This is a genomic window from Massilia sp. LjRoot122 (genome assembly GCF_964252725.1).
In the GTDB taxonomy this organism is placed as follows: Bacteria; Pseudomonadota; Gammaproteobacteria; order Burkholderiales; family Burkholderiaceae_D; genus Telluria.
In genome coordinates this window covers 2,423,790-2,448,364 of the sequence record NZ_CAXUPB020000001.1, presented here as the reverse complement: position 1 = coordinate 2,448,364, position 24,575 = coordinate 2,423,790, and the positions used below count along the sequence as shown (strand labels likewise).

Here is a 24,575-nt window from a genome sequence, read left to right as displayed (position 1 = left end):
CGGGCCGCGTTTCCTGGATGTGTTACTCGGAACGGTAGTTCGGAGCTTCCTTGGTGATCTGCACGTCGTGCACGTGCGATTCGCGCATGCCGGCCGAGGTGATCTCGACGAACTCGGCTTTCTCGCGCAGTTCTTCGATGGTGGCGCAGCCGCAGTAGCCCATCGACTGGCGCACGCCGCCGACCAGCTGGAACAGGATCGCCAGCACACTGCCCTTGTAGGCGACGCGGCCTTCGATGCCTTCCGGGACGAACTTGTCGGCCTTGCTCGAGGCTTCCTGGAAGTAGCGGTCGGCCGAGCCTTCGGCCATCGCGCCCAGGCTGCCCATGCCGCGGTAGGACTTGTAGCTACGGCCCTGGTACAGGATGACTTCGCCCGGCGCTTCTTCGGTGCCGGCGAACATGCTGCCCATCATGACGGTATGCGCGCCTGCTGCCAGCGCCTTCGAGATGTCGCCCGAGAAGCGGATGCCGCCGTCGGCGATGCAGGGCACGCCGGTGCCTTCCAGCGCCTTGGCCACGTTGGAGATCGCGGTGATCTGCGGCACGCCCACGCCGGCCACGATGCGGGTGGTGCAGATCGAGCCAGGGCCGATGCCGACCTTGACCGCGTCCGCGCCGTATTCGACCAGCGCCTTGGCGGCTGCTGCGGTAGCGATGTTGCCACCGATGACGTCGACGTGCGGATAACGGTCCTTGATCCACTTCACGCGGTCGAGGATGCCCTGCGAGTGGCCGTGGGCGGTGTCGACCACCAGCACGTCCACGCCGGCCGCGACCAGCAGCTCGATACGCTCTTCGTCGCGTGCGCCCACGCCCACGGCCGCGCCCACGATCAGCTTGCCCTGGGAATCTTTCGAAGCCAGCGGGTGCTCGTGGGATTTCTGGATGTCCTTGACGGTGATGAGGCCGCGCAGTTCGAAGGCGTCGTTGACGACCAGCACGCGCTCGAGGCGGTGCTTGTTCATCAGGCGTTTGGCTTCGTTGGTGTCAGCGTCTTCATTGACGTAGACCAGCTTCTCGCGCGGGGTCATCTTGGCGCGTGCTTCCGCTTCCAGGTCTTCTTCGAAGCGCAGGTCGCGGTTGGTGATGATGCCGACCACCTGCTTGCCCTCGACCACCGGGAAGCCGCTGATGCCGTGCTGTTGCGACAGCGCGATCACTTCACGGATCTTCATGGTGGGAGGAATCGTGATCGGGTCGCGCAGGACGCCCGCTTCGAAACGCTTGACGCGTGCTACTTCACGGGCCTGGTCGGCCGGACGCAGGTTCTTGTGGATGATGCCGATGCCGCCCTCCTGAGCCATCGCGATCGCCAGACGTGCTTCGGTCACGGTGTCCATCGCAGCCGAGAGCAGCGGGATATTCAGCGTGATATTCCGGGTCAGTTTGGTGCGAAGGGAAGTTTCGGCCGGAAGAACATTGGAGTAGGCCGGGACGAGCAGCACATCATCGAACGTGAGTGCTTTTTGGAGTAGACGCATAGCATTTTCCTATAGGCGCAAAAGTGAATTATACAGAAAGTAGAAAAGACTGTCGCAGCCATGCCTAAAATTGCCCTTGAATCGCCTTTCGGAAGAGCCCGCGATTGACAGGGCGAAGGAAGCGTGGCGAAATCTGTTTGTTACCCAAGGAAAACATTTATGCCGCGTCCGACCTCTGCTCTCCGCCTGCTTGCCGCCTGCACCCTGCTGCTGGGCAGCAGCCTGGCCCATGCCCAATATTCGTGGATCGACGAGAAAGGCGTGCGCCAGTTCTCCGACCGCCCTCCTCCACCGTCGACGCCGGCGCACAAGATCTTGAAGGCGCCGGGCCGCGCCGCAACCCCGCCCGCACCCGCGCCGCAAGCGACCATGCCCGCGCCCGCGCAGGGACCGAAGACCCTGGCGCAGCGCGAAGAGGAATTCCGCGCACGCACGAAGATGCGCGAAGAACAGGACAAGAAGGATGCCGCCGAGGCGCAGCGCCGGCGCGACCTGGCCATGCACTGCAAGGACGCACGCGAAATGCGTGCGCAGATGCAGTCGGACATCCGTATCGTGAAGTTCGATGAGAAAGGCGAACGCAGCTACATGACGGACCAGGAACGGGCCGCCCAGCTGGCCCGCGTCAACCAGGCCCTGGCGCAGTGCCGCTGACTACCTCAGGGCCGCAGCCGGATGACCTTGGCGCCGCCTGAGCGCGGCCTGATGTCGGGCGTCGCTCTCGGCGCGCACTCTACCCGGTTGCGTCCGCCCGCCTTGGCGGCATACAGGGCTGCGTCGGCGCGGCCCATCAGGCCGGCAAAGTCTTCCCCCTTCTCCAGCATGGCCAGGCCGATACTGACGGTGTAGGCGGCGCCCGGTTTTCCCTGCGCGGGACGGTCGAGTGCGGCGCGCAGGCGTTCCGCGACGCTGCGGGCCGTCTCGAAGCTGGCGTCCGGCAACAGCACCCCGAACTCCTCGCCGCCGAGGCGGGCGTAATAGTCGACCTTGCGCACCACGCCCTGGATGCGCCTGACGATGTCGCGCAAGACCTCGTCACCGACGCCGTGGCCATGGGTGTCATTGATGCGCTTGAAGTGGTCGGCGTCGACCAGCAGCAATCCCAGTCCGCTGCCGTGCCGCCTGGCGCGCGCCAGCTCGCGTTCGGCGATGTCGTGGAAGGCACGGCGCGAAGGCGCGCCGGTCAGGTAATCATGCTCGGCGGCATATGCCGTGTCGGTGAGCACGCGCGCATTGGCCAGCATCACCGCGCCCAGGCTCAGGGCCGGCAAGGCCAGGGTGCCGATCGCGAAGAAGATCAGGTTGGCCAGGATCGGATCGAGCAGCGCGGCCGGCGCATAGGCATCGAGTGCATAGAAGGCGCCGCGGCCGGCATGGCCCAGGCCCAGCAGGAATGCCGTCGTCCGGGTGAAGGCGTTGGGATAGCGCAGGCGCCCGTCGGCGACCGTGGGCAGGCTGGCATAAATGCCGAAACAGATGGCCGCGTGGTAGGCCGACATCGCGACGACCCGCAGGGCCAGCGAATCGTGGACATAGTGAAAGACCACCACCCCGGCAAAGGCGGCCAGGCTGCCGGCCGCGAGGAGGCGCCAGGCAATGGGCAGGTCGAGGTAGCGCCGGAAGCCGGCATACATCAGGCTGGCGGTCAGCAGGAGCAATGCGTTGGCGACTTCGATGCTGATAAGGTCGGGCACCACGCCGCGCGCGGCGAACAGCAGCAGCGCGATCACGGCGATGCCATTGGCCATGCCCCAGTCCTGGATGCCCGCGACCTTGCTGCCGGCCAGCGAAGTCAGGACCAGCAACATGACCACGGACAAGGCGGTGGTGACCAACAACAGGCTTACGGTAATCAGCATGGGCAGGCAGACGATGAAGAAGGCCTCGAGCCAGAGGCGGCCCCATGATACCGCGAAGCGCGCCCTTAGATTTGCTTGGTCGGAATTTTACAACTGGGCAAACTGACAAGCACCGGCCTCAGGCGGCTGGTGGCGTGGCCCCTGCTTCTCGCTTGGCGGCCCGCTTGCGGCGCGAGTCCTTGGGGTCGGCAACCAGCGGGCGGTAGATTTCGATACGGTCGCGCTCGCGCAGCACGGTATCGAGCGTCTTCTTCTTGGCGTAGATGCCCACCGGCTGGGTCGTCAGGTTGATGTCCGGATAGGCTTCCAGCACGCCGCTCATCTCGATGGCCTGGCCGATCGTGGTGCCCGGCGCGACTTTCATCGGGCGCAGGAACTCGGCGTGCGCGCTGGCGTAGCAGACGACAACCTGCAACTCGGCCAAGGCCTCAGCCATACACCGCCTCGGCGCGCTTGCTGAAGGAATCGACCATGGTGTTGGCGATCATGCCGAATACCGGACCGATGATCTGTTCCAGGATGATGCTGGAGAACTCGTAATGCATGTCGAGGTCAACCTTGCAGGCGTCGGCGCGCAGGGGCTTGAAGGTCCAGGTGCCTTCCAGCAGCTTGAACGGGCCGTCGACCAGGTGCATCTTCATCTGGGTGGGGCGGAGGTTGTGGTTCGAGGTGGTGAAGCTCTGTTTCACGCCATGGAAATTGATCTGCAGGCTGGCCACCAGTTTGTCCTCGCTGCGCTCGAGGACTTTCACGCCGCCACACCAGGGCAGGAATTTGGGATAGTCCTCGACTTTGGCGACGAGATCGAACATCTGTTCGGTGCTATAGCCGAGAAAAACTGATTTGTGCACTACTGCCATTGGTCAACCGTTTGTTATGATGTTGGACGAGTTGTATTTTGCGCCACAGTGGCGCCACAGCATTAGTTTAACCGAGACGCGGATTTTCGCTATTTCATGAGCATTGTTGACAATAAAAAAGCTTTTTTCGACTACTTCATCGAGGACCGGTATGAGGCCGGCATCGTGCTGGAGGGGTGGGAGGTCAAGGCCATCCGCGAAGGCAAGGTCCAGATCAAGGAAGCCTATGTGGTCGTCCGCAGCGGCGAACTGTTCCTGTTCGGCGCCCACATCAGCGCACTGACGACGACGTCCTCCTTCAGCCACCCCGAGGCCCTGCGCACCCGCAAGCTGCTGCTGCACCGCGCCGAGGTAGACAAGCTGATCGGCAAGGTCGAGCGCGCCGGCTACACGCTGCTGCCGCTGAACCTGCACTTCAAGGGCGGCCGCGTGAAATGCGAGATCGGCCTGGCCAAGGGCAAGAAGCAGCACGACAAGCGGGCCACCGAGAAAGACCGCGACGCCAAGCGCGAAGTCGCTTCGGCGATGAAGCAGCACCGCCGCTGATCAGGGCAGTGCCGCCCGCCTCTCAGGCGGCCGGCGCCGCGAAGCGCCGACTGAGGCGCCACATCAGGAAGCTCAGCACGCAGCCGATCGCGGCGCCGCAGGCCAGCTTGAAGGCGCTGCCGAACAGCAGCGGCGCCACCAGTCCCGACACCAGGGCGAAAGACATCATCTGGATGAAGCCGACCATCGAGGCCGCCAGCCCGCGGTTGTGCGGGAACAGGCCCATGGCCGACAGCTGGATGCCCGGCATCGCCACCGCCAGGCCGAAAGTGAACACGGCCAGCGGCAGCACCGCCCACGGCACGCTGGCCTCGAACAGCGCGTTGTAACCCACGTTCAGTACCGAGGCCACGGCCATCACCGCGTAGCCGATCCACAGCAGGCGTCCGGGCGGCGCCTTGGCGGCGCGCTTGCCGCCCCAGGCCGAACCCACCACCATGCCGCCGATCAGCGGGATGAACATCCAGGCGAAGGCGGTCTCCGGCAGGCCCAGGATTTCCATTACAAAGTTGGCGGCCGAACCGATGTACAGCGACAGGCCGCCGAATACCAGGCCGAGCGCCAGCGACAGCATCACGAACTGCGGATTGCGCAGCACCATCAGGTAGTTGCGCGCAATGGTCACCGGATGGAAGACCTGGCGCTTTTCAGCAGGCAGGCTTTCCGGCAGCGTGCGCGTGACCAGCAGGATCATGGCTGCGCCGAACAGGGCCAGGAAGACGAAGGTCGAGCGCCAGCCGAAGCTGACGTGCAGCCAGCCGCCCAGCACCGGGGCGATGGCCGGCGCCAGGCCGAACACCATCATGATGTGCGACATCATCTTCTGGGCCTGGGCACCGGAGAAGCGGTCCTGCACGATGGCCTGGCCGATCACCGAGCCGGCGCCCGCCGCCAGGCCCTGGACGGCGCGGAAGAACAGCAGCCAGCCGAAGGTCGGCGCCCAGGCCGCGCCCAGCGAGGCCAGCGTGTATAGGGTCAAGGCGCCCAGGATCACCGGGCGGCGGCCGAAGGAATCCGACAGCGTCCCGTAGAACAGCATCATGAAGGCGAAGGTGAACAGGAAGACGCTGAGCGTCTGCTGCACCGCCACCGGCCCGACCGCGAATTCGACGCCGATCGCCGGCATCGACGGTAAATAGGTATCGATCGCCAGCGCCCCGATCATGCCGAGGCAGGCCAAAACAACAGTCAACAATCTTTGCATGCAGCTTGCCTTGAAAACAGTATTCCCGTGCGGCAGGATGCACGCGCCGGGGCCGGGATTTTACCGGCTTTCGCGCAAGTTCACCTGAGCCTGCCTTTCGCCGGGCGCAAGGCGCTGTGTCTTCGCGACCGCAAGATGGGTAGTGCTGTGTACCATTGATCAGATCTCAGGAGGAGTTGATTATGAGCACCTTTACCACTCGCCTGCCCCGTATGCTGGCCATGCTCGCGCTGACAGCCGCAGTCGCCGGATGCGCCACGCCACCCGCGGAGTCCTCGCTCTATCGCCTGCGCAATCTGGTGTCCGACGGCCCGGCCGTGCCCGCCGAACACACCGACCCGAACCTGGTCAACGGCTGGGGCGTGGCCTTCAATCCCTTCGGCGTGGTGTGGGTGTCGGACGAAGGCAGCGGCCTGTCGACCCTGTACGACGGCGACGGCGTTCCGCAGACCCTGGTGGTGCGGATTCCGCCGGCGGCCACAGGCCAGACCGGCAACCCGACCGGCATCGTGTTCTATGGCGGCCCCGCCTTCACGGTCAGCAACGGCGCCGTCACCGCGCCGAGCCGCTTCATCTTCGCCAGCCGCGACGGCAGCATCAGCGGCTGGGCACCGAGCGTGAACCTGAACAATGCGATCCGCGTGGTCGACAACAGCGCCTCCGGCGCCTTGTACACCGGGCTCGGTGGGTGTCGGCGGCAGCGGTCCGCTGCTGTACGCGGCCGACTTCCGTAACGCGAGGATCGACGTCTTCAACGGCAGGTTCGCGGCGGTCAGTTTGCCGGGCACGCCTTTCCGCGATCCCCGCATCCCGGCCGGCTACGCGCCCTATGGCCTGCAGGCCATCAACGGCGACATCTATGTGAGCTACGCCAGGCAGAACGCGACCCGCGACGCCGCCGACACCGGCCACGGCCTGGGCTACGTCAGCGTATTCGAGCCGAACGGCGTGTTCGTGCGGCGCTTCGCCTCGCGCGGGCCGCTGAACGCCCCGTGGGGACTGGCGCTCGCGCCTGAGAGCTTCGGGCAGCACGGCGGACGCCTGCTGGTCGGGAACGCCGGCGACGGCGAGATCAATGCCTACGACCCGGGCACCGGCCTCTGGGTCGGGAAGCTGCGCGGCCTGGACCGCAAGCCGATCCGCATCGACGGCTTGTGGGGGCTCCAGTTCGGCAATGGCCTGAGCAATCAGCCGACCAATACCCTGTTCTTCGCGGCCGGTCCGGAGGGCGGACGGCACGGACTGTACGGCCGTCTGGATGCCGTCAGGCCGAAGAATGCGGATGTGAAGTAAGGCGCTTCAGAGCGCTGGATCAGCGCAGGGACATGCCGAAGCGTTCCGTGCGCGGCATCCAGTTGCCCTGGTAGTCGGCCGAGACCAGGATGCGTTCGGCGCGGCCGATCAGGAGGTGGCGCGGCACGAAGCCGATGTAGCGCGAATCTGCGCTGTTGTCGCGGTTGTCGCCCAACATCAGGTAGGCGTCCTGGGGTACCGTCACCGGTCCGAAGTCGCGCACCACCAGGCGCTGGGGCAGGACCTGGATGCGGTGGCGGCGGCCGTCCACGACTTCATCCATGCGCAGCGCATCCATGCTGCCTTGCGGGGTCGATTCCCGCACCAGTTCTTCCACCGAATACTGCGATTCGACGCCGTTGATCACCAGGCGCTCGCTGCGCATCTCGACGCGGTCACCGGGCAGGGCCAGCACGCGCTTGATCAGGCGGGTGCCGTCCTGGGGCGAGGCGAAGGTGACGACGTCGCCGCGCTGCGGCTCGCCGGTGCGCGCGATGACCACGTCGGTCAGCGGGACCTTGAGGTTATAGGCCAGGCGATTGACGAAAACGACGTCGCCTTCCAGCAGGTTGGGCCGCATCGAACCCGAGGGGATCGGGTTCCAGTCGGCCACCGCGGTGCGGAAGACGCCGAACAAAAGCATGAACATCAGGAAACCCTTGTTGGCGCGCACGAACGCTTTCATCTGGCAGCTCTCCACTTGTTATGATAACGATGAGAACTTTATACGCGGTCAAGCTTTAGCCATGCTTAAAAGTCAACCCACAGCCCGCGTGTAACAACATTGTCATATTCACCAACTACACTGCCTGCGCCGACACTACGACGCAGAACATGGATATGAAACATAAGGCCCTGGATCCCGAGGCCAGGAGCACGCCCGAAGGCGGCGCCTTTCTGAACCGCGAGCTGTCGCTGCTCGAGTTCAACCGGCGCGTGCTGGCCCAGGCCGAGGATCAGTCCGTTCCGCTGCTCGAGCGCCTGCGCTTCCTGACCATCGTCTCTGGCAATCTCGACGAATTCTTCGAGGTGCGCGTGGCCAGCCTGCTGGCCCAGCACCAGATGGAGGCCGGCCACAACGGCATCCCGCACGCGCTGGCCAGCACCCTGGAGCGCGCCAGCGCCGAATGCCGCCGCCTGATCGAGCGCCAGTACAAGCTGTTCAACACCGATATCCTGCCGCGCCTGTCCGAGAACGGCATCCACATGCTGCGCCGGAGCGAGCGCAATGCCGCGCAGCGCGCGTGGGTGAAAAACTTCTTCGACAAGGAAGTCCGCCCGCTGCTGACGCCGATCGGACTCGATCCGGCCCACCCTTTCCCGCGGGTGGTCAACAAGAGCCTGAACTTCATCGTCGAACTGGCCGGCAAGGACGCCTTCGGGCGCGGCACCGGCATCGCCATCATGAAGGCGCCGCGCGTGCTGCCGCGCGTGATCCGGCTGCCGGACGAACTCTCGGACAAGAAAGGCGCGTCCTACTGCCTGCTGTCCTCGGTGATCCAGGCCCACCTGGCCGACCTGTTCACCGGCCGCGAAGTGCTGTCCTACTCGCAGTTCCGGGTCACCCGCAACAGCGACCTGTGGGTGGACGAAGACGAAGTCAAGAACCTGCGCCAGGCCCTGCAGAGCGAACTCCACAGCCGCAACTACGGCTTCGCGGTGCGCCTCGAAGTGGGCCATGCCTGCCCGCCCCACCTCGCCAATTTTTTGCTGGACCAGTTCCAGATCGACCGTTCGCGCCTGTTCGCGGTCGACGGCCCCGTGAACCTGGGGCGCATGCTGGAAGTCGTCAACACCAACGACAGGTCGGCGCTCAAGTTCACCCCCTTCGTGCCGGGCTTCCCGCCCAAGCTGCTGGGCCCCGACATCTTCGGCGCCCTGCGCAAGCAGGACGTGCTGCTGCACCACCCCTTCGAATCCTTCCAGCCGGTGATCGACTTCATCCAGGCGGCAGCGCTGGACCCCTGCGTGGCGGCGATCAAGCAGACCATCTACCGCGCCGGCATGAACTCCGACCTGATGGAGGCCCTGATCGGCGCCGCCCGGCGCGGCAAGGAAGTCACCGTCATCGTCGAACTGATGGCGCGCTTCGACGAGGAAGCCAACATCAACTGGGCCGAGCGCCTCGAGCAGGCCGGCGCCCAGGTGGTCTACGGCGTGGTCGGCCTCAAGACGCACGCGAAACTGGCGCTGGTGCTGCGCCGCGAAGAGAACGGCCTGCGCCGCTATGCCCACCTCGGCACCGGCAACTACAATTCGACCACGGCCAAGTTCTACACCGACTTCGGCCTGCTCACCAGCGACGACGAGATCACGGCCGACGTCAACGAGGTCTTCATCCACCTCACCAGCCTGACCCGCCCGAAGCAGCTCACCAGCCTGTGGCTGGCGCCCTTCTCGCTGCAGAAGGAAATCGTGCGCGCGATCAAGGACGAGGCGGCGATCGCGCGCAGCAAGCGGCCGGCGCGCATCATCGCGAAGATGAACTCTCTCACCGACGAATCGGTGATCAAGGCCTTGTACGAGGCCTCCGAAGCGGGCGTGCGCATCGACCTGATCGTGCGCGGCGCCTGCGCGCTGCGTCCCGGCGTGCCCGGCCTGAGCGAGACGATCCGCGTACGCTCGATCGTCGGCCGCTTCCTCGAGCACTCGCGCATCTTCTACTTCCGCAACGACCTGAAGCACGACATCTATTTGTCGAGTGCGGACTGGATGAACCGCAACCTGTTCCGCCGGGTCGAGGTGGCCTTCCCGGTCCGCTCGGCCGCGCTGAAGCGCCGCGTGCTGCGCGAAGGCCTGCATCCCTACCTGAAGGACAACGTCAACGCCTGGGAACTGGGCAGCGACGGCCACTACCGCCGCAAGAAGACGCGCGGCAGCCAGAAGGCCCTCAGCGCACAACAGGAACTCATGGAGACGCTCGGCGCGGGCTCCCATCCAGACAAGGAGAACGAGCATGGACCTGATCCTGTGGCGCCACGCCGAGGCTGAACCCCACGTTGCCGAAGGCGAGCACGGGCTCGACCTGAAGCGCGCCCTGACACCGAAAGGCAAGCGCCACGCCGCCCGGGTGGGCGCCTGGCTGCACCGCCAGCTGCCGGACGACGTGCGGGTGCTGAGCAGCCCGGCGAAGCGCTGCGTCCAGACGGTCGAGGCGCTGGGCCGCAACTACAAGCTGATCGAGGCCTTGTCCACCGATTCGTCGGCGGAAGCGATCCTGGAGGCGGCCGGCTGGCCCGACCACCGCCAGCCGGCCCTGATCGTCGGCCACCAGCCGCTGCTGGGCGAGGTGGCATCGCTGGTGCTGGCGGGCCAGAAGATGGACTGGCGCATCCGCAAGGCCGGCGTGTTCTGGATCACCCACAAGGGCAGCGACGGCGCGCCCTACGTCAAGCTGGTCGTGGGGCCGGATTTTATTGGCCAACTTCGCTAGCGCCGCGTAGGGTGGACGGCTCCACCCGGCGATGCGATCCGCCGCGCTGCAAACGCCGTCCGCGCGTTCAGTCAGTGTATGAGCAGCCGTCCTCGGTGCGCCAACGGGATTTGAACGCGCGGGCGGCAGAAGCGGCGCGTAACAGCACGCATTCCGGTGGAGCCGCCCACCCTACCGCCATTCAGCCGATCTTGGCCTGAAACGGAATCCCAATCTCCTGCCAGGCCCCCTCTTCCTTCTGCAGCCACGGCCCCAGGGTCGGATGCTTTTCCAGCAAGCCTGCCGGCAGCTCGAGCTCAATGCGCTGCTTCATGCGCACCTTCAGGCCCGCCAGGTCCCCGTCGGCGCGGGAATGCATGAGCACGACGGCCATGCGCAGCGCCAGCACCGCCTTGGCCACGTCAGGCTCCAGCAGCGCCTCGCGGATCTTGCGCAGATTGCCCTTCTGCCCCAGCAGCAGGGTGGCCATCAGGCGCTGCTCGCGGGTGGTGAAGCCCGGCAGGTCGGCATGCTCGACGATGTAGGCGCCGTGCTTGTGGGCGCCCGTCATCGATATCTGCAGCCCGACTTCGTGCAGCATCGCGCTCCAGCACAGGTAGGGCTGGGCATCGACCGGGTCGAGCAGCTCGTACAGGCGGGAAGCGATATGCGCGGTGCGCAACGCGCGCTGGCTGTCCACCTCGAAGCGGCGCATGCAGGCGCGGATGGCGGCGTCGCGCCGGTCGCGCCGGTTGGCACGCAGCTCGAGGTCCGACAGCACGCCCAGGCGCAGGCCGGCGTTGATCGCCGTGAGCCTGTCGATGCCGAGTTCCTGCATCACGCCGATCAGGACCGTCAGGCCGCCCGCCATCACCGGCACCCGCTCCTTCTTGATGCCGGGCAGCGTGAAGGCATCGACGTGGCCCAGCTCCAGCAGGATGTCGCGCAGCGCATGCAGGCTGGCCTGCGACATCGTGCCGTCCCCGATGCCGTTCTTGCCGATGACTTCATTGATGGCGCGCATGGTGCCGGAGGAGCCGTAGGCCGCGTCCCAGCCCTGCGCCTTGTACAGGTCGGCCGCGTCCTCGAAACGGGCGCGCGCCTCGGTGACGGCGGCGTCGAAGGCTTGCGGGGTGATGCGGCCGTCCGCGAAGAAGGTGGCGGTCTGCGGATGGGTGCCGATGCCGAAGGATTCGACCAGGTTGATCTCCGGACCGATGGCCGCGATGACTTCGGTCGAGCCGCCGCCGATGTCCACCACCAGCCGGCGCTCGTTCGGGTTGTCGATGGCGCGCGCCACGCCCATGTAGATCAGGCGCCCTTCTTCCTCGCCCGAGATGACTTCGATGGGATGGCCGATGGCCTGCTCGAGCCGCGGCAGCAGCAGCTCGGCGTTGCGCGCCACGCGCATGGTGTTGGTGGCGACCACGCGCACGGCGTCGAGCGTGTATTCGTCGAGAATCAGCCGGAAGTCCTGCAGACAGCGCACCGCGCTGCGCATGGCGGCCTCGCTCAGCATGTTGTCCGCGTCCAGGCCCGCGGCCAGGCGGATCGGATCGCGCGCGGTGCGCACGATGTGCATGCGCCCGCCCGCCGGTTCGCCGATGTGAAGCCGGAAGCTGTTGGACCCCAGGTCCACTGCTGCAAACATAGGCGCTCTCTCGCTGGTTCCCGGCATGGTCCGCCAACCGGACTGCCGTGTTGGCGAAGTATACAGCCTAGCGTCCGGCCGGTGCGCGCCGCAAGCTGAACCAGGCGCCCACCGCAACCGGGGCGCCGAGCGTCACGGCCGAGACCAGGTCCCAGGCACCGTCGCCCAGCAGGGCCGCCACCAGGCCGATGGTGGTGAGGACGGCCAGCAGGATGGGCATGGCCCAGATCTGGGTGCGGGTGCGGATCATGGGGTCTCCGTGGAACGTACGAGGGCTGGTGCGGGTTTCTCGTCATGCGCGGCCGGTGTGGCCGCGGGCGCGGTCCTGGTCTTGCGGCTGCGCTTGAGCCACAGATAGAGGCCGGTCCCCAGGATGAAGATGGTGGCGATGTCGAGCAGTGCCCACAGCAGCTTCATGGCCTGGCCACCGTAGTCGCCGAAGTGCAGCGGCTGCGACAGCAGCAGCGCGGTCAGGTACCAGGGCAGCTCGCGGCGGTCGGTGATCTGGCCGGTGGCGGCATCGATCAGCACGGGCTTGTACAGGCGCGAGCTGAAGGCTTCGTCGCCGCGCATGAAGATGCCGTAATGATGCGGGCTGCTGAAGGGCGTACCCGGGAAGGCCACGAAGCCGACCTTCATGCCCGGCTCCGCCGCCTCGGCGCGCAGGATGGCGTCGTGGATCGAGGCCATCTTCTCCACTGTCGGCTGGCCTTCATAGGGCTTGAGCATCACGGCGAGTTCGTTGTTCTGCCAGTACTTGAGCAGCAGGTCGGCCCAGGTGTTGACCATGCCGGTGGCGCCGACCACGAAGACCCAGACCAGGGTGACGATGCCGAGCAGGTTGTGCAGGTCGAGCCACTTGATGACCCGGCTGCGCTCGTGGCGCACGGCGCCGAAATCGAGCTTGCGCATGAAGGGGGCGTAGAGCACGGTTCCGCTGACCACCGCGACGATCAGCAGCAGGCCCATCAAACCGAGGAAGAGCTTGCCGTACAGGCCGGCGAACAGGTCCACGTGGAGGCGGAACATGGTGGACATGAAGGCGCCGCCCTCGAAGGCCGGTTCGGTGATGACCTTGGTGGTGCGGGCATCGACGGCGATCGGCTTGTAGTGCTCGTCGTTCGGGTGGTCGCCCAGGGTGACGTTCCAGATCGCCGGTTCGTCGATTTCCTGCGACATGTACATCGCAATCTTGCTCGGATACAGCTCCCGGGCCGAGGCCAGAACGGCGTCGATGTTGCCGCGCGGCGCCTTCTCCATCCCCGCAGGCAGGGCCGGCGCCTCGACGTCGGTGCCGAGCAGGTGGCCGATTTCATGGTGGTAGATCAGCGGCAGGCCGGTCAGGCAGAGCAGCAAGATGAAGACGGTACAGACCAGGCTGCTCCATTTGTGGATCCAGCTCCAGCGGCGAAGAGATACGGGTGACATGGGATAGCGATCGTAAAGTTCAGCAAATAATAATCGTTCTCATTTACAGGCGCAACCCAAAACGGATAGAATGACAATCATTCTCAATAAGGAAACTCTTACGCTAATGCTTCTGCTTCGCCTGACTCCCATCGCCCTCGCCGCCGCGGCATTTGCGGCCCACGCCCAGGACAACACTACCGAACCGGTCGCCACCGTCGTCGTCAGCGCCTCCGCCGACGCCTCGGCCCAGGGCCTGCCTTCCGCCTACGCGGGCGGCCAGGTTGCACGCGGCGGCCGCCTCGGCCTGCTGGGTAACGTGGACATCATGGATGCGCCCTTCAATACCACCAATTACACCCTGGGCCTGATCCAGGACCAGCAGGCGCGCAGCGTCGGCGACGTGGTGCAGAACGACCCGGCAGTGCGCTCGGCACGCGGCTTCGGCAACTACCAGGAGCTGTACATGATCCGCGGCTTCCCGGTCTATTCGGACGATATGGCTTACAACGGGCTGTATGGCCTGCTGCCGCGCCAGTTCGTGGCCTCGGAACTGCTCGAGCGCGTCGAAGTGCTGCGCGGCGCGAACAGTTTCGTCAACGGCGCGCCTCCGGGCGGCGGCGGCATCGGCGGTTCCATCAACCTGCTGCCCAAGCGCGCGACCAATGCGCCGCTCACGCAAGTGACTGCGGGCGTGGAGACCGGCGGCCAAGCCTACCTGGCGACGGACGTCTCGCGCCGCTTCGGCGAAGGCGACCGCTTCGGCGTGCGCGTGAACGCGGTACGCCGCGACGGCGACACCGCGGTGGACCGCGAAAGCCGCGAACTGAGCGTCTACGCGATCGGCATGGACTACCGCGGCCGCGGCTACCGCCTGTCGGCCGACGTCGGCCACCAGGACCACCAACTGCGCGGCGCCCGCCCGAGCGTGACCGTGGGCGGCACGCTGCCGATCCTGGCTGCGCCCGACAGCGACAGCAACTACGCCCAGCCCTGGACCTTCTCGGGCGAGCGCGACACCTTCGGCACGCTGCGCGCCGAGGCCGACCTGCCGGGCGGCGCGACCGCCTGGGCGGCGCTGGGCCTGCGCAAAGGGGACGAGTTCAACATCATCTCCTCGCCCACCGTGACCTCCCTGAACGGCACCACCACCATGACGCGCTTCGACAACGTGCGCGAGGACGACGTGCGCACCGGCGAAGTCGGGGTCCGCACCGAGCTGAAGACCGGCACGCTGTCGCACAAGCTGAGCGCCTCGGCCTCGAGCTTCCATGCGGAGTCGAAGAACGCCTATGCGATGAGCGATTTCGCGGGCTTCCCGTCGAACCTCTACCGTCCGGTCGACGTGGCGGCGCCGTCCAGCAGCTTCTTCACCGGCGGAAAAATGAACGATCCGCTGCTGACCCAGAAGTCGATCCTGTCGAGCATCGCCCTCGCGGACACCATCGGCTTCATGGACGAGCGCGTGCTGGTGACGGTCGGTGCGCGCTACCAGAAGATCAAGGATTTCGGCTATGACTACGGCAGCGGCGCCCCGAATGCGGCCTACGAGAAAGGCGAGCTGACGCCGGTGGCCGGCATCGTCTACAAGCCTCTCGAGGGTGTGTCGGTGTATGCCAACTACGCCGAAGCGCTGCAGAAAGGTCCGGTGGCCTTCGGCGCCAACATCATCAACCAGGGCGAGGTGTTCGCACCCTTCGTCTCGCGCCAGAAGGAAGCGGGCGTCAAGTATGACGGCGGCAAACTGGGCATGAGCGCCGCCGTGTTCAGCACCTCGCGTCCGAGCGGCGCGGTGGTCGACAATCGCTTCGGCATCTACGGCGCGCAGCGCAACCGCGGCCTGGAGCTGAACGTGTTCGGCATGCCGGCCCAGGGCCTGCGCCTGCTGGGCGGCCTGACCCTGCTCGACGCCGAACAGGAAGGCAGCGGCAAGAACGTGATCGGTGTGCCGAAGACCCAGCTGAACATGGGCGCCGACTGGAACGTGCCGGGCGTGCAGGGCCTGTCGCTGAACGCGCGCCTGCTGTACACCTCGAAGCAGTATGCCAACGACGCGAACACCCAGCAGCTGCCTTCGTGGACCCGCCTGGACATCGGCGCGAACTACCTGGTTCGCTTCATGGACCGCGACCTGACGCTGCGCGCGCGTGTCGACAATGTCACCGACAGGAACTACTGGGCTTCCGCGGGTGGCTACCCAGGTTTCGGCTACCTGGTGCAGGGCGGCCCGCGCAGCGTGGTGCTGTCGGCGACCGTGGACTTCTGATGAGGACAGCGGCCGCTATTGCGGCGGCCGCACATCCTGCTTGAGGGCCGCCAGCGCGATCTTCTCCACCAGGCCAGGGGCCAGCAATTTCAGGAAGCGCCCCAGCTTGCCCTTGGCCGTCATGACCACTTCCCGCTTGCGCCCGTCCATCCCCGCGATGATCAGGCGGGCGCACTCCTCCACGCTCATGGCGCCCGCTTCGTTCAGCGCACTGCTGCCCATCGGCTCGCCCTGTGCGTTGAAGCCGCGGTAGCGGATCTGCGTCGACACCACGCCCGGATACGCGGTGGTGACGCTGACCCCGTAGCCCTTCATCTCGGCACGCAGCGCCTCGAAAAAGCCCGTCATCGCGAACTTGGTGGCGCTGTAGGCGGTGCGCCCCGGCACGCCGACCAGACCAGCCAGTGAGGACACCGCGACGATTTTCCCCTGCGCGGCCTTAAGCGCCGGCAGCGCGGCCTGGGTGCACCAGACGGCGCCCCAGAGGTTCACGCGCATCAGCTCCTCATACCAACCGAGGTCCTCGACTTCCTCGAACAGCGCATGCGCCGAACGTCCCGCATTGTTGACCAGGACGTCGATGCGGCCAAAGCGCTCGGCGGTGCTGACGATCAGGCGGCGGCACTGGATCTGGACCGACACGTCGGTCGGCACCGTCATGGTCTGCGCACCCAAGGCTGCGCATTCGCCCGCCACCGCTTCCAGCTGGACCGCGTTGCGCGCCGCCAGAACGAGGGCCACGCCGGCGCCCTCCTTCGCCGCCAGCTGGCGCGCCATCTCGGCGCCGATGCCGTCCGAAGCGCCGGTGATCACGACGACACGCGGCTTTCGTGCCCCGGTCATTTTTGCGACTTCACGATCTGCAGTGCGCTGGCGATCACGGAGCTCATGTCGCCCATATTGGCCGGCACGATCAGCGAGTTGTTGGTCTTGGCCAGGTTGCCGAAGGCGTCGACGTAGTGCTCGGCCACGCGCAGGTTGACCGCATCCATGCCGCCCGGCTCGCGGATCGCCGCGCCGACCTGGCGCAGCGCGGCGGCACTCGCATCGGCCAGTGCCACGATGGCGCTCGCTTCGCCCTGGGCGCGGTTGATCGCTGCCTGGCGCTCGCCTTCCGAGCGGGCGATGGAGGCTTCGCGTTCGCCGCTGGCGATGTTGATCTGTTCCTGGCGCCGGCCCTCGGAAGCGGCGATCAGCGCGCGCTTCTCGCGCTCGGCGGTGATCTGGCGCTGCATCGCGTGCAGGATCTCGGCCGGCGGCGTCAGGTCCTTGATCTCGTAGCGCAGCACCTTGACGCCCCAGTTGGCGGCCGATTCGTCGATCGCGTTGACGATGGTGGTGTTGATGTGGTCGCGCTCCTCGAAGGTTTTATCCAGCTCCATCTTGCCGATCACCGAACGCAGCGTGGTCTGGGCCAGCTGGGTGATCGCCTGGATGTAGTTCGAGGAACCGTAGGAGGCGCGCATCGCATCGGTCACCTGGAAGTACAGGATGCCGTCGACCTGCAGCTGGGTATTGTCGCGCGTGATGCAGACCTGGGGCGGGACGTCGAGCGGAATCTCCTTGAGGCTGTGCTTGTAGGCCACGCGGTCGATGAAGGGGACGACGATGCTGAGGCCGGGGCCCAGCACGGCGTGGAACTTGCCGAGCCGTTCGACGACGAGTGCGTGCTGCTGGGGCACGACGTTGATGGTCTTGAAGATGAAAACCAGCGCAATGGCGAAGAACACCAGTGCGACTATGCCAGACGAGAATTCCATGAGCATCCCTTATAAGTATGGTGTCAGCTAGTGGCTGATCTTATGAATTGGAAACGATGAGGCGATTGCCGAGCACTTCGACGATGCGGAAGTCGCCGGCTTCAGGCTGGGCGCCGGGGCCGAGTTCGACGTCCCACAGTGCGCCGCGGTACATCACGCGGGCGCGGCCGTCCTGCCAGGTGTCGACGGCGACGCGCTGGCCGATGTCGAGGTTGACGTTGCGGTCGCGGGTGGCTTCGGCACGCGCGGGCCGGCCGAAGCGACTGCGGTGCAGGATCGCGGTGGCGACCAGGCCCACCACGGCGGCGACCAGGATCTGCGTCGGTCCGCTGGCACCGCTCCAGGCAGCGATCGCGCCGAAGCTGAGGCCGATGGCGATCATCAGGAGGTAGAAGGTGCCGGTGAACAGCTCGGCGATCACGAGGACGCCGGCCGCTACCAGCCAGCTCATCCAGTCAGTCATGGACTTTGTCTCCTTTCGACGGTTCAGAAAAATAAAAAACCCCCGCGGCCTGCGTCAGGCGGCGAGGGTTCAACAATGTCGATGCGCTTGATTATTGTGTGCTTTCTGGCAAAGAGTTATCGATGCCAGTGTAGCAGGTCTATACAGGAATAGAAGCTCCCTGCTTGATCTTATCGCAGGCGCATAGCATTACTTGGAAGCCAGCTTCTGCCAGGTCTCGATCACCGAATCGGGATTCAGCGACATCGATTCGATGCCCTCGCCCACCAGCCATTCGGCGAAGTCCGGGTGATCCGAGGGACCCTGGCCGCAGATGCCGATGTACTTGCCCTGCGCGCGGCAAGCCTTGATCGCCAGCGACAGCATGGCTTTCACGGCCGGGTCGCGCTCGTCGAAGTCCTTGGCCAGCAGCTCCATGCCCGAGTCGCGGTCCAGGCCCAGGGTGAGCTGGGTCAGGTCGTTCGAGCCGATCGAGAAGCCGTCGAAGTACTGCAGGAACTGCTCGGCCAGGATGGCATTGGACGGCACTTCGCACATCATGATGACGCGCAAGCCGTTCTCGCCGCGCTTCAGGCCGTACTTCGCCAGCAGGGCGATGACCTTCTCGGCCTGGCCCAGGGTACGCACGAACGGAATCATCAGCTCGACGTTGGTCAGGCCCATGTCGTCGCGCACGCGCTTCATGGCCAGGCATTCCATCTCGAAGCTTTCTGCGAAATCTTCGGCCAGGTAGCGCGCGGCGCCGCGGAAGCCCAGCATCGGGTTCTCTTCGTCCGGCTCGTAGCGCGAACCGCCGATCAGCTTCTTGTACTCGTTCGACTTGAAGTCGGACAGGCGCACGATCACCGGCTTGGGCCAGAAGGCCGCGGCGATGGTGGCCACGCCCTCGGCCAGCTTGTCGACGTAGAAGGCGCGCGGCGATGCGTGGCCGCGGGCGACCGACTCGACCGCCTTTTTGAGGTCGGTATCGATGTTCGGGTACTCGAGGATGGCCTTCGGGTGCACGCCGATGTTGTTGTTGATGATGAACTCGAGACGCGCCAGGCCGACGCCCTTGTTCGGCACCGACTGGAAGTCGAAGGCCAACTGCGGGTTGCCGACGTTGAGCATGATCTTGGTCGGGATCGGCGGCAGCTCGCCGCGCGAGACTTCGGTGATCTCGGTTTCCAGCAGGCCGTCGTAGATCTTGCCCTCGTCGCCTTCGGCGCAGGAGACGGTAACGAAGGTGCCGTCCTTCAGGGTGTCGGTGGCGTCGCCGCAGCCGACCACCGCCGGCACGCCCAGCTCACGCGCGATGATCGCCGCGTGGCAGGTACGGCCGCCGCGGTTGGTGACGATGGCGGAAGCACGCTTCATCACCGGCTCCCAGTTCGGGTCGGTCATGTCGGCCACCAGCACGTCGCCCGGCTGCACGCGTTCCATTTCGCTCGGGTCGTGGATCACGCGCACCGGACCGGCGCCGATCTTCTGGCCGATCGCACGGCCGGAGGTGAGCACGGTGCCCGAGCCCTTCAGGCTGAAACGCTGCTGCGAATCGGTGGCCTTCTGCTGCGATTTCACGGTTTCCGGGCGCGCCTGCAGGATGTACAGCTTGCCGTCGCGGCCGTCCTTGCCCCACTCGATGTCCATCGGACGGCCGTAGTGATTTTCGATGATGACGGCGTACTTCGCCAGCTCGACCACTTCGGCGTCGGTCAGCGAATAGCGGTTGCGCATCTCGATCGGCACGTCGACGGTGCGCACCGAGCGGCCGGCCTTGGCCTCGCTGGTGAACTCCATCTTGATCAGCTTCGAGCCGATATTGCGGCGGATGACCGGCAGCTTGCCCTGGGCCAGCATCGGCTTGTGGACGTAGAACTCGTCAGGGTTCACGGCGCCCTGCACCACGGTCTCGCCCAGGCCGTAGCTCGAGGTGACGAAGACCACGTCCTTGAAGCCCGATTCGGTATCGATGGTGAACATCACGCCGGCGGCGCCGGTGTCGGAACGCACCATGCGCTGCACGCCGGCCGACAGCGCGACTTCGGCGTGGGTGAAGCCTTTATGGACGCGGTAGGAGATCGCGCGGTCGTTGTACAGCGAGGCGAAGACGTGCTTCATCGCTTCGAGCACGTTGTCGATGCCGACCACGTTCAGGAAGGTCTCCTGCTGGCCCGCGAAGGACGCATCCGGCAGGTCTTCGGCGGTGGCCGAGGAGCGCACCGCGAACGAGACTTCGGTGCTGGAGTCGGCCACCAGGCGCTCGTAATAGGTACGGATTTCCTGTTCCAGGCGCGGCTGGAACGGGGTGTCGACGATCCACTGGCGGATCTCGGCGCCGGCGGCGGCGAGCGAACGCACGTCGTCGATGTCGAGGCCTTCGAGGCGGGTGGCGATGCGCTGGCCCAGGGACGGGCCGCCATCCGCGCTATGGTCGAGGAAGTCGCGGAAGGCATCGGCCGTGGTGGCGAAGCCGCCCGGCACGCGCACGCCGGCGCCGGCCAGCTGGGAGATCATCTCGCCCAGCGACGCGTTCTTGCCGCCGACCGACTCGACGTCAGTCATGCGGAGGTTCTCGAACGAGGCAACGTAGACGCGTGATGCTTGATCAGGCTCCTTCAATGCTGCTACAGACAGGTTAGTCATGGTAAAACACCCTTACTTGATGATAGAAACCTTGTGGCAGATGCTGGGGACGGGGTCTTCTTGTTATTCTGGCCGTCGTGCAGCACAATGCAGATCCGTTGCCCAGCATTCTACCCCGTGACCGCAGAAGCTTGCTGCAAGTTTGTCACGACGACTCAGCACCCGATACCATGACCGCAGAAACAAGCCTTCCCACCACTCCCTCTTCGCGCACCGTCTTTTTCGTATCGGACGGGACCGGCATCACGGCGGAGACCTTCGGTCACGCGGTGCTGAGCCAGTTCGAGATGCGCTTCCGCCAGATCCGCCTGCCTTTCATCGATTCGATCGAGAAGGCCCACGAGGCGGCGCGCCGCATCAACGACAGCTTCACCCGCGACGGTCAACGGCCGATCGTGTTCTCGACCCTGGTCAAGCACGACCTGTCGAGCGTGATCCGGGCCGCCAAGGGCATGCACATGGACCTGTTCCAGACCTTCGTGTCGCCGCTCGAGCAGGAGCTGGGCGTGAAGTCGACCCACACCATCGGACGCATCCACAATGCAGTGGACACCGAGGAGTACAAGAACAGGATCGAAGCGATCAACTTTTCGCTCGCGCATGACGATGGTCAGTCGCACAAGAACCTGGCCGAGGCCGACGTGATCCTGGTGGGCGTGTCGCGCTCGGGGAAGACGCCGACCAGCCTCTACCTGGCGATGCAGTACGGCCTGAAGGCCGCCAACTACCCGCTGATTCCCGACGACTTCGAACGGGGCAAGCTGCCCTCCTCGCTGCCGCCTTTCAAGGCCAAGCTGTTCGGGCTGACGATCACGCCGGAGCGCCTGTCGCAGATCCGGAACGAGCGCCGCGCGGGCAGCAAGTACGCCTCGATCGAGAACTGCCGCTACGAGGTGAACGAGGCCGAAGCGATGATGCGGCGCGAAGGCATCCGCTGGCTGTCCTCGACGACCAAGTCGATCGAAGAGATCGCCACCACCATCCTGCAAGAAATCAAGCCGGACCGCCGCGAATACTGAACACAGGAACAATGTGTCCTGATGTTTACGTGATGCAACAGAAAGCCGGCTAATTCATCAATTTCGATGATTATTTTTCTTTCCTAAAGGATACATACCCGCGCTGCATGTAGAATTCCGCAGTTCACACATCGACTCGGAGTTCCCATGAAAGGCATCGTATTCAACCTGCTCGAAGAAGCTGTCAGCAGCGACTTCGGCGAGGCCACCTGGGACCGCCTGCTCGACGACGCCGGCCTGGATGGCGCCTATACCTCGCTCGGCAGCTACGACGACGCCGAGGTCGTGCGCCTGGTCGAGGTAGCGTCCAGGGCGCTGCAGATTCCGCCACAGGACGTGCTGCGCTGGTTCGGCCGGCGCGCCATGCCCCTGCTGGTGAAGCGCTATCCGCAATTCTTCGGCGGCCACACGACCGGCCGCAGCTTCCTGCTGACCTTGAACAGCCTGATCCACCCGGAGGTGCGCAAGCTCTACCCGGGCGCGACGCCGCCGGTCTTCGATTTCGATACCAGCGACAGCGAAACCCTGGTCATCGGCTACAACTCGGCGCGCCGCCTGTGCGCGCTGGCCGAGGGCTTCATGCAGGGCGCGGCCGAGCATTACCGCGAACAGGCGCAGGTGCGGCAGTCGCAGTGCATGCACGACGGCGCCGACAAGTGCGTGTTCCACGTCCAGTTCAAGCCGTGATCCCTGCCCCGATCGAGGTCTCGCCGGACGCCGAGATCGCCCGCCTGCAGCGCCGTCTCAAGCGCGAGACGGCCGCGCGCCTGGAAGCCGAGGCGATCGCCGAACGCGGCCTGCGCGACCTGTTCCAGCGCCAGCAGGAGATCTCCCTCCTGGAGAGCATCGCCGCGGCGGCCAACGAGGCGGCCAGCGTCGAGGACGCGATGCGCCACGCGCTCGCGGCGGTGTGCCGCTACACCGGCTGGCCGCTCGGCCACCTGCTGCTGGCTGTCCCGGAAGACCGGCTCGACTCGACCACGGTCTGGCACGACGATGGCGCGGGCGCCTTCGACAGCCTGCGCAGCCGCACCGAGAGCATGGCGTTTTCCGCCGAGGTCGGCCTGCCGGGCCGGGTCCTGCGGACCGGGACCCCGGCCTGGGCCAACGTCGGCGCGCCGGATGCCGCCTGCTATCCGCGCATGCCGCTGATGACCCAGCTCGGCCTGTCCTCGCTGTTCGCCTTTCCGGTGATGATCGCCAGCGAAGTGGTGGCCATCCTCGAATTCTTCAGCCGCGAGCTGCAGGAGCCGGACGAATCGATGCTGCGCCTGATGGCCCAGATCGGGACCCAGCTCGGTCGCGTGATCGAGCGGCGCCGCGCCCAGGACCGCCTGGTGCACGATGCCCTGCATGATCCGCTGACGGCGCTCGGCAACCGCAAGCTCTTCCTCGACCGGCTCGGGCACTTCCTGCTGCGCTCCCAACGTCACCCGGACTTCGGGTTCGCGGTGCTGTTCGTCGACCTGGACCGCTTCAAGGCGATCAACGACGGCCTAGGACACCAGGCCGGCGACCAGGTGATCGTGGCCACCGCGCAGCGCCTGACCGCCTGCCTGCGCCAGACCGACATGGTGGCACGCGACAGCAGCGTCGAGCGGGACGTGGTGGTGTCGCGCCTCGGCGGCGACGAGTTCACCATCCTGCTCGACCAGGTCCACGACGCCGCCACCCCGATCCGGGTAGCCGAGCGCCTGCTGCGCGCGCTGGCCGCACCGCTGACGCTCGGGCAGCAGCAGGTGTACGTCACGGCCAGCATCGGCATCGCCATGAGTTCGAGCGGCTATGCCGACGTCCAGGACATCCTGCGCGACGCCGACATCGCGATGTACCACGCCAAGCAGAACGGGCGCGCGCGCTGGATGATGTTCGACCAGACCATGCAGGAAGGCGCGCTGCGCCGCCTGACGCTGGAGGCGGAGCTGCGCCTGGCGCTGCCGGGAGGCCAGCTGTTCATCCAGTACCAGCCGATCGTGTCGCCGAAGGACGGGCTGATACGCGGCTTCGAAGCGCTGCTGCGCTGGCGCCATCCGGTGCTCGGCCTGATCTCGCCGGTCGAGTTCATTCCGGTGGCGGAGGAAATCGGGCTGATCGGCGAGATCGGCGGCTGGGTGCTGCACGAGGCCTGCCGCCAGCTGCATGCCTGGCAGCAGACCAGCGCGGCGCCGCTGAGCATGAGCGTCAACGTGTCGGCGGTCCAGCTCAACGACGGCGAGCTGGTGAACCTGGTCACGCGCGTGCTGCGCGAGACCGGCGTGCCCGGTAACAGCGTCAAGCTGGAACTGACCGAAAGCGCCGTGATGGCCGATCCGGAGCATGCACTGGCCATCTTCAAGCAGCTGAAGGAATTGGGCGTGCGCCTGAGCCTGGACGATTTCGGTACCGGCTACTCCTCGCTGAGCCATCTGCGGCGCCTGCCGATCGACACCCTCAAGATCGACCGCTCCTTCGTCAGCGCGATGGACCTGCACGGCGACAAGCGCCAGATCGCCGAAGTGGTGGTCATGCTGGCGCGTGCGCTGGGCCTGGACGTGGTCGCCGAGGGCGTCGAGACCAAGGCCGAGGTCAATCTTCTGCGCGACATGGGCAGCGACTTCGTCCAAGGCTATTTCTACTACCGCCCCCTCGACCGTGACGCCGTCACCGACATCCTCGCCACCCAGGCAAGCCAGGGGTCAGAGTCGAAATAACGGGAAACTTCCAAACTTTCCCAATAATTCGACGCTG

General features: G+C 65.7%; 23 protein-coding genes. 10 read left to right on the top strand and 13 right to left on the bottom strand.

The window, feature by feature from the left end:
* Positions 1–22 precede the first annotated feature (22 nt).
* Positions 23–1,483: an IMP dehydrogenase gene (gene guaB, locus ACSQ25_RS10780; protein WP_436105686.1), complete on the bottom strand. Its 1,461-nt coding sequence runs from the start codon at positions 1,481–1,483 to the stop codon at positions 23–25.
* 159 nt (positions 1,484–1,642) lie between these two features.
* On the opposite strand from guaB, the gene ACSQ25_RS10775 reads away from it, so the two are divergent.
* A complete protein-coding gene (locus ACSQ25_RS10775; RefSeq protein WP_436105685.1) occupies positions 1,643–2,137 on the top strand; it encodes a DUF4124 domain-containing protein in 495 nt (164 codons plus the stop codon).
* Between the two features lie 5 nt (positions 2,138–2,142).
* Here the strand turns inward: ACSQ25_RS10775 and ACSQ25_RS10770 are convergent, their stop codons facing one another.
* From ACSQ25_RS10770 to ACSQ25_RS10760, 3 genes are all read right to left on the bottom strand, one after another.
* Complete coding sequence (locus tag ACSQ25_RS10770) at positions 2,143–3,342, bottom strand: diguanylate cyclase domain-containing protein (protein WP_436105684.1); 1,200 nt, start codon at positions 3,340–3,342, stop codon at positions 2,143–2,145.
* Between the two features lie 118 nt (positions 3,343–3,460).
* Positions 3,461–3,778, bottom strand: a complete 318-nt coding sequence (locus tag ACSQ25_RS10765; RefSeq protein ID WP_436105683.1) for an RnfH family protein — start codon at positions 3,776–3,778, stop codon at positions 3,461–3,463.
* Entirely contained in the window at positions 3,771–4,202 is a 432-nt protein-coding gene (locus ACSQ25_RS10760; protein ID WP_436105682.1) for a type II toxin-antitoxin system RatA family toxin, read from the bottom strand. The genes ACSQ25_RS10765 and ACSQ25_RS10760 overlap by 8 nt, the downstream gene beginning before the upstream one ends.
* Before the next feature lie 96 nt (positions 4,203–4,298).
* Between ACSQ25_RS10760 and smpB the strand changes: the two genes are divergently transcribed.
* Positions 4,299–4,748: an SsrA-binding protein SmpB gene (gene smpB / locus ACSQ25_RS10755; protein ID WP_436105681.1), complete on the top strand. Its 450-nt coding sequence runs from the start codon at positions 4,299–4,301 to the stop codon at positions 4,746–4,748.
* 22 nt (positions 4,749–4,770) lie between these two features.
* Here smpB and ACSQ25_RS10750 read toward each other — a convergent pair whose 3' ends face one another.
* Positions 4,771–5,952: a multidrug effflux MFS transporter gene (locus ACSQ25_RS10750; protein WP_436105680.1), complete on the bottom strand. Its 1,182-nt coding sequence runs from the start codon at positions 5,950–5,952 to the stop codon at positions 4,771–4,773.
* Between the two features lie 182 nt (positions 5,953–6,134).
* On the opposite strand from ACSQ25_RS10750, the gene ACSQ25_RS10745 reads away from it, so the two are divergent.
* On the top strand, positions 6,135–6,686 hold the full coding sequence (locus ACSQ25_RS10745; protein WP_436105679.1) for a TIGR03118 family protein: 552 nt from the start codon (positions 6,135–6,137) through the stop codon (positions 6,684–6,686).
* Complete coding sequence (locus ACSQ25_RS10740; RefSeq protein WP_436105678.1) at positions 6,637–7,245, top strand: TIGR03118 family protein; 609 nt, start codon at positions 6,637–6,639, stop codon at positions 7,243–7,245. Before ACSQ25_RS10745 ends, ACSQ25_RS10740 begins: the two co-directional genes overlap by 50 nt.
* Before the next feature lie 19 nt (positions 7,246–7,264).
* Here ACSQ25_RS10740 and lepB read toward each other — a convergent pair whose 3' ends face one another.
* On the bottom strand, positions 7,265–7,930 hold the full coding sequence (gene lepB / locus ACSQ25_RS10735; RefSeq protein WP_436105677.1) for a signal peptidase I: 666 nt from the start codon (positions 7,928–7,930) through the stop codon (positions 7,265–7,267).
* Positions 7,931–8,079: 149 nt separating this feature from the next.
* On the opposite strand from lepB, the gene ppk1 reads away from it, so the two are divergent.
* Positions 8,080–10,236, top strand: coding sequence for a polyphosphate kinase 1 (gene ppk1 / locus ACSQ25_RS10730; protein ID WP_436105676.1), 2,157 nt, complete (start codon positions 8,080–8,082; stop codon positions 10,234–10,236).
* Positions 10,202–10,678 carry a SixA phosphatase family protein gene (locus ACSQ25_RS10725; protein WP_436105675.1) on the top strand — a complete coding sequence of 159 codons (477 nt, stop codon included), beginning with the start codon at positions 10,202–10,204 and terminating at the stop codon, positions 10,676–10,678. The genes ppk1 and ACSQ25_RS10725 overlap by 35 nt, the downstream gene beginning before the upstream one ends.
* 181 nt (positions 10,679–10,859) lie before the next feature.
* Here ACSQ25_RS10725 and ACSQ25_RS10720 read toward each other — a convergent pair whose 3' ends face one another.
* The 3 genes from ACSQ25_RS10720 to ACSQ25_RS10710 all read right to left on the bottom strand — a co-directional run bounded on the left by ACSQ25_RS10720 (position 10,860) and on the right by ACSQ25_RS10710 (position 13,736).
* Positions 10,860–12,308, bottom strand: a complete 1,449-nt coding sequence (locus ACSQ25_RS10720; protein ID WP_436105674.1) for a Ppx/GppA phosphatase family protein — start codon at positions 12,306–12,308, stop codon at positions 10,860–10,862.
* Between the two features lie 67 nt (positions 12,309–12,375).
* Positions 12,376–12,558, bottom strand: a complete 183-nt coding sequence (locus ACSQ25_RS10715) for a hypothetical protein (RefSeq protein WP_436105673.1) — start codon at positions 12,556–12,558, stop codon at positions 12,376–12,378.
* Entirely contained in the window at positions 12,555–13,736 is a 1,182-nt protein-coding gene (locus ACSQ25_RS10710) for a PepSY-associated TM helix domain-containing protein (protein WP_436105672.1), read from the bottom strand. Before ACSQ25_RS10710 ends, ACSQ25_RS10715 begins: the two co-directional genes overlap by 4 nt.
* A 106-nt stretch (positions 13,737–13,842) precedes the next feature.
* On the opposite strand from ACSQ25_RS10710, the gene ACSQ25_RS10705 reads away from it, so the two are divergent.
* Positions 13,843–15,981, top strand: coding sequence for a TonB-dependent receptor (locus ACSQ25_RS10705; protein WP_436105671.1), 2,139 nt, complete (start codon positions 13,843–13,845; stop codon positions 15,979–15,981).
* 15 nt (positions 15,982–15,996) lie between these two features.
* On the opposite strand, the gene ACSQ25_RS10700 is transcribed toward ACSQ25_RS10705, so the two are convergent.
* The 4 genes from ACSQ25_RS10700 to ppsA form a co-directional block, all read right to left on the bottom strand.
* Positions 15,997–16,824: an SDR family oxidoreductase gene (locus ACSQ25_RS10700; protein WP_436105670.1), complete on the bottom strand. Its 828-nt coding sequence runs from the start codon at positions 16,822–16,824 to the stop codon at positions 15,997–15,999.
* Positions 16,821–17,741, bottom strand: coding sequence for an SPFH domain-containing protein (locus tag ACSQ25_RS10695; protein ID WP_436105669.1), 921 nt, complete (start codon positions 17,739–17,741; stop codon positions 16,821–16,823). Before ACSQ25_RS10695 ends, ACSQ25_RS10700 begins: the two co-directional genes overlap by 4 nt.
* 40 nt (positions 17,742–17,781) lie before the next feature.
* Positions 17,782–18,204, bottom strand: coding sequence for an NfeD family protein (locus tag ACSQ25_RS10690; protein WP_436105668.1), 423 nt, complete (start codon positions 18,202–18,204; stop codon positions 17,782–17,784).
* Positions 18,205–18,393: 189 nt separating this feature from the next.
* A complete protein-coding gene (gene ppsA, locus ACSQ25_RS10685; protein ID WP_436105667.1) occupies positions 18,394–20,748 on the bottom strand; it encodes a phosphoenolpyruvate synthase in 2,355 nt (784 codons plus the stop codon).
* 251 nt (positions 20,749–20,999) lie between these two features.
* Between ppsA and ppsR the strand changes: the two genes are divergently transcribed.
* The 3 genes from ppsR (at position 21,000) to ACSQ25_RS10670 (ending at position 24,538) form a co-directional block, all read left to right on the top strand.
* Positions 21,000–21,848 (top strand): posphoenolpyruvate synthetase regulatory kinase/phosphorylase PpsR, encoded by an 849-nt coding sequence (ppsR, locus tag ACSQ25_RS10680; RefSeq protein ID WP_436105666.1) that lies wholly within the window; start codon positions 21,000–21,002, stop codon positions 21,846–21,848.
* Positions 21,849–21,995: 147 nt separating this feature from the next.
* On the top strand, positions 21,996–22,535 hold the full coding sequence (locus tag ACSQ25_RS10675) for a heme NO-binding domain-containing protein (protein ID WP_436105665.1): 540 nt from the start codon (positions 21,996–21,998) through the stop codon (positions 22,533–22,535).
* Entirely contained in the window at positions 22,532–24,538 is a 2,007-nt protein-coding gene (locus ACSQ25_RS10670; RefSeq protein WP_436105664.1) for a putative bifunctional diguanylate cyclase/phosphodiesterase, read from the top strand. The genes ACSQ25_RS10675 and ACSQ25_RS10670 overlap by 4 nt, the downstream gene beginning before the upstream one ends.
* The last annotated feature ends 37 nt before the right edge of the window (positions 24,539–24,575 follow it).